We start from the raw sequence: 4,447 nt of genomic DNA, 5'->3' as shown, positions 1-4,447 counted from the left end.
CGGTGAATCGTCGCCGCTGACGGCGGCGAGCGGCTCGTCCGTCAGTTCGCGCCACTCGCGTGTCAATCGGCTCGCCGCCTGCGCGTAGAAATTGCGCCCCTCCTCGTAACCGTGATGGTTGCGATAGACCGCGTGGGTCGGCGCGGCGACGAGGACGGCCGTGAGCGCGACACCGGCCACGACCACGGTGAGGTTGACGGTGTAAAAGCGCTCGATTGAATAATTTGTGCCGCAGACCACGAGAATGGCGAACAGAAACAACCCTTGCAAAGCCCATAGCGACGGCAGATCGGTGCCCATCACGAGCGAGATCAGGACCGGCAGCGCAATCGTGCCGACGGCAACGTAAAAGAGGAGCCGCAGGCCCGGATTCATTGCCGCGAAATCGTCCGGAAACTGCTTCAGCCGCGTGCCGGCGATCAATACCCAGCTGACGGCTGACACACTCATGGCCGCCAACAGGCCCAAAAGGAAGTTCCTGACATCAGCAGCAGAACTCGCCGCAGTGCCGTTGGCATGGTTCAGCGCGTAGGTGAAGGTCGATGCCCCCGTGGTCGCGAGCCAATGAAGATGCGGTGACAGCGCCGCAAGCCCGACGACGACCGAAATCCAGGGCGAGGCGGAAGTGAAATAGGCGCGTCGCGCCGGATGCGCCAGCGCGGCAAACGTGAAGCTCGCGACAAGGAAGATCGAATAATATTTGCCGACCATGGCCAGTGCCGTCGTGCATCCCACGGCAACCGCCCACGACGCCGCTCGGGTCTCGAATGCGCGCAGGAAGCACCAGGTCGCCAGCGGCCAGACCGCCAGCAGCACCGCATTGGCGTTGAAGCGCTGCGCATGGAATTGATAGGCCGGCGTCAGCATCAGGATCAACAGCACCAGGACGCGCTTGTGCCCCCTCACGAATTGCCGCGCGATCCGATCGACGAAGACCAGCGCGAGCCCGGCGTTGGCCATCGCCATCAATTGCAGCGACCAGTCGGTGAGCGGAAAAATGGCGCTCCAGCTCGCGGCAACCCAGCCGGTCAATGGCGGATGCTTGGGATAGCCCCACGCGAAATGCCGCCCCAGCGTCCAGGCCTCCAGCGTATCGGGGTGCAGACCGCTGCCGGCATAGGCGACTGCCAGATAGAGCGTCCAGATCCCGACGAAGCAGGCGACGAGAAGCGGCACGGCCCAGCCCGTCTCGACGCCATCGAGCCAACGCCGGAATGGCCGGCGCCATCGTGCCGGCGCGCGATCGGACCGTTCGGCCATCGCCTGGAATGCAAAATCGATCGGCACTGGAATCAAATGGAGGGAGGAAGATGATGCGCGAGCACGACACATCTAGTTCTGGATCGAAACAAATAGCAATGACCGCAGACTGGGAACGTTGAAAGCATCCGCTTTCTCAGCCGGCGTAAGGTCAACAAAGGACCGAGACTGGCAAAAGAGCGGCGCCGCTGATGACAGCGGCGCCGCATGATGATCCGGACGAAAGGAAGGGCCTTTGCCCTACTCCGACTTGTCGACGTTCCAGAACAGCGGGGTCGCGGGACCGTCGAGCACGCCGGTCAGCGATTTGCGCCAGCCGCTCGGCAGGAGATACTGCCCCAGCGGGATGTAGATCACCTGCTCATAGGCTTCCTTCTGGATGTCAGAGGCGATCTTCTTCTGATCGTCGAGCGAGGCGGCGCGAACGAAGTCGTCCTTGAGCTTTTCGATCTTGGCGTTCTCGGCCCAACCGAACCAGCCCTTCTTGCCTTGGCCGCCGATCGAGAGATTGGCGATCGGGTTGGAGACGTCGGCCGCGACCCAGTTGGTGAAGAACATGTTCCAGCCGCCCTCTTTCGGAGGCTTCTGACTGGCGCGGCGGCTCACCACCGTCTGCCAATCGGTCGCTTGCAGGTCGACCTTGAAGCCGGCCTCGCGCAGCAACTGAGCCGCAACGATCGGCTGCGCCTTCAGCGTCGTGACATCGCCGGGGGCCATGATCACGATCGGGGTGCCGTCATAGCCGGATTCGGCGAGCGCCTTCTTGGCTTCGGCCATGCCGTTGCCCTTCACCAGGGTCTCGGCACCGGCCTCCGTCGCGAACGGCGTATCGCACACGAAGAAGGCGCCACAGACCTTCTGATATTTGGCGTTGCCGACGAGCGCGTCGAGAACGTCCTTCTGGTTTATCGCCAGAAAGGCAGCACGGCGCACTTTGACATTATCGAACGGCGGATAAAGGAAGTTCATCCGGCCGAGCGTCTGGAAACCGAACTTGTTCGAGACCTCGATCGTGATGTCCTTGTTCGCTTCCAGTAACGGGAGCATGTCGTAAGGCAGATTTTCCACGAAGTCGATGTCGCCCGACTGCAACGCGTTCACCGCGGTCTGCGAGTCCGGCATGGTGATCCACTCGACGCGGTCGACCTTCACCACCTTGCCGCCGGAGGTCCAGCTCGACGGCTCCTTGCGCGGCACGTAATCGGTGTTCTTGACATAGACCGCCTTCACGCCCGGCTGGAATTCCGACTGCACGAACTTGAAAGGACCCGAACCGATCTGCTCGGGGATTTGCTTGTCCGGCGGCGTCTCGGCCAGGCGCTTCGGCATCATGAAGGCAACGCGGGAGGACGGCTTGCCGATCGAGTCGAGCACGAGGCCGTAGGGCTCCTTCAGCTTCAGCGTGATGGTCTTGGCATCGGTCGCCTCGATGCTGGCGGTGAAGTCGAGCAGTTTCTGGCCCATGCCATCGACTGCGGCCCAGCGCTTGAGCGAGGCGACGCAGTCCTCCGCCGTCACCGGCGCACCGTCATGCCACTTCAGGCCGTCGCGCAGCGTGAAGGTGTAGGTGAGCTTGTCGTCGGAGATCTTCCAGTCCGCCATCTGCGGCTGGATCTTGAAGTTCGAATCGGGCGCCACGAGCGTGTCGTAGATCATGTAGCCATGGTCGCGCGTGATGTAGGCCGTGGTGAAGATCGGATCGATGATGCGCAGATCCGAATGCATTACCGCCGTGATGGTCTTGCCGGCCGCAAGCACCGGCGAGGCCAGTGCGGTCGAAAGCGCGACGAGCGACAGCGCAAGTTTGGAGGCGAACGCGCGAGGCCCCCGGCGCATCAACTTAAACATAAAAAGTTCTCCTGACGTGAAACTGTTCAAAGGCAGGTTATTGATTGAGCATCCGGTTCGTTCTTTAGGCGAACGAACCTCATGCAATGCCTTTATCTTTTCGAGACTTGCAGACGGTGCCGAGCGCGTCAATCCGGTTTCGCCGCAAGCCCAAGCGGCGCGCACACGGGCTCCACAAGGATCGGTTTGGCTCTACAACACTCTCCGCCTGTCCTGCCCCGCGCCGATGCAATGCGCGTTCCATGTTCCAAAGCCCAAGAGACATTGGAGAGACATTGAGATGAATCCAGCCAATCTTCCCTTCGATTCCGAAGCGATGCTCCAGGGTCTGCGCGGCTGGGTGGAATGCGAAAGCCCGACCTGGGACGCGAGCGCCGTGAACCGCATGCTCGATATCGCAGCGCGGGAGATGGCGATCATGGGTGCGACGATCGAGCGCATCGCCGGTCGCCAGGGCTTTGGCGGCGTGATCCGCGCCCGCTTTCCGCATCCGAAGCAGGGCGAACCGGGCATCCTGATCGCCGGACACATGGATACGGTCCACCCCACAGGCACCATTGAGAAGCTGAAATGGCGCCGCGAGGGTAACAAGTGCTATGGCTCCGGCATCTACGACATGAAGGGCGGCAATTATCTTTCGCTGGAAGCCATCCGACAACTGGCCCGCGCCTCGTTCACGACGCCACTGCCGATCACCGTGCTGTTCACGCCCGACGAGGAAGTCGGCACACCCTCCACGCGCGATATCATCGAGGCGGAAGCCGCGCGCAACAAATACGTGCTGGTGCCGGAGCCCGGCCGCGCCGACAACGGCGTCACCACCGGACGTTACGCCATCGCGCGCTTCAATCTCGAGGCGACCGGCCGTCCCAGCCACGCCGGCGCGACCTTGTCGGCGGGCCGCTCGGCGATTCGCGAGATGGCGCGGCAAATCCTCGCCATCGATGCGATGACGGGCGAAGACTGCACGTTTTCAGTCGGCGTCGTGCACGGGGGTCAATGGGTCAATTGCGTTGCCACGACCGCCACCGGCGAAGCGCTTTCGATGGCCAAGCGCCAGGCTGACCTCGATCGCGGCGTCGAGAGGATGCTGGCGCTCTCCGGTACAACCAATGATGTCACCTTCAAGGTGACGCGCGGCGTGACACGTCCGGTTTGGGAGCCCGATGCCGGCACCATGGCGCTGTATGAAAGGGCGCGCGGGATCGCCAAGTCGCTTGGCGCAGAACTGCCGCATGCGAGCGCCGGCGGCGGCTCCGACGGCAATTTCACGGGCGCAATGGGCATCCCGACTCTCGACGGCCTGGGCGTGCGTGGCGGCAACGGCCACACGCTCGAA

The 4,447-nt window shown here is 62.7% G+C and carries 3 protein-coding genes; 1 reads left to right on the top strand and 2 read right to left on the bottom strand.

Going from position 1 to position 4,447, the window contains the following annotated elements:
- Together IVB32_RS16170 and IVB32_RS16165 are read right to left on the bottom strand one after the other, a co-directional pair.
- On the bottom strand, positions 1 to 1,260 hold a 1,260-nt coding region (locus IVB32_RS16170), incomplete at its 3' end, for a glycosyltransferase family 39 protein (RefSeq protein ID WP_346731101.1).
- Between the two features lie 240 nt (positions 1,261 to 1,500).
- Complete coding sequence (locus IVB32_RS16165) at positions 1,501 to 3,108, bottom strand: ABC transporter substrate-binding protein (RefSeq protein WP_231190580.1); 1,608 nt, start codon at positions 3,106 to 3,108, stop codon at positions 1,501 to 1,503.
- Positions 3,109 to 3,388: 280 nt separating this feature from the next.
- Between IVB32_RS16165 and IVB32_RS16160 the strand changes: the two genes are divergently transcribed.
- The coding region (locus IVB32_RS16160) for a M20/M25/M40 family metallo-hydrolase (RefSeq protein ID WP_247410734.1) at positions 3,389 to 4,447 on the top strand (1,059 nt) is incomplete at its 3' end.

The organism is Bradyrhizobium sp. 23 (assembly GCF_023073295.1).
In the GTDB taxonomy this organism is placed as follows: domain Bacteria; phylum Pseudomonadota; class Alphaproteobacteria; order Rhizobiales; family Xanthobacteraceae; genus Bradyrhizobium; species Bradyrhizobium canariense_D.
This window is presented reverse-complemented; position numbering and strand designations above follow the sequence as displayed.

Bases quoted from the DNA above. Each gene is read 5' to 3' on its own strand.
- IVB32_RS16165 (WP_231190580.1), bottom strand. From the start codon at position 3,108: ATGTTTAAGTTGATGCGCCGGGGGCCTCGCGCGTTCGCCTCCAAACTT.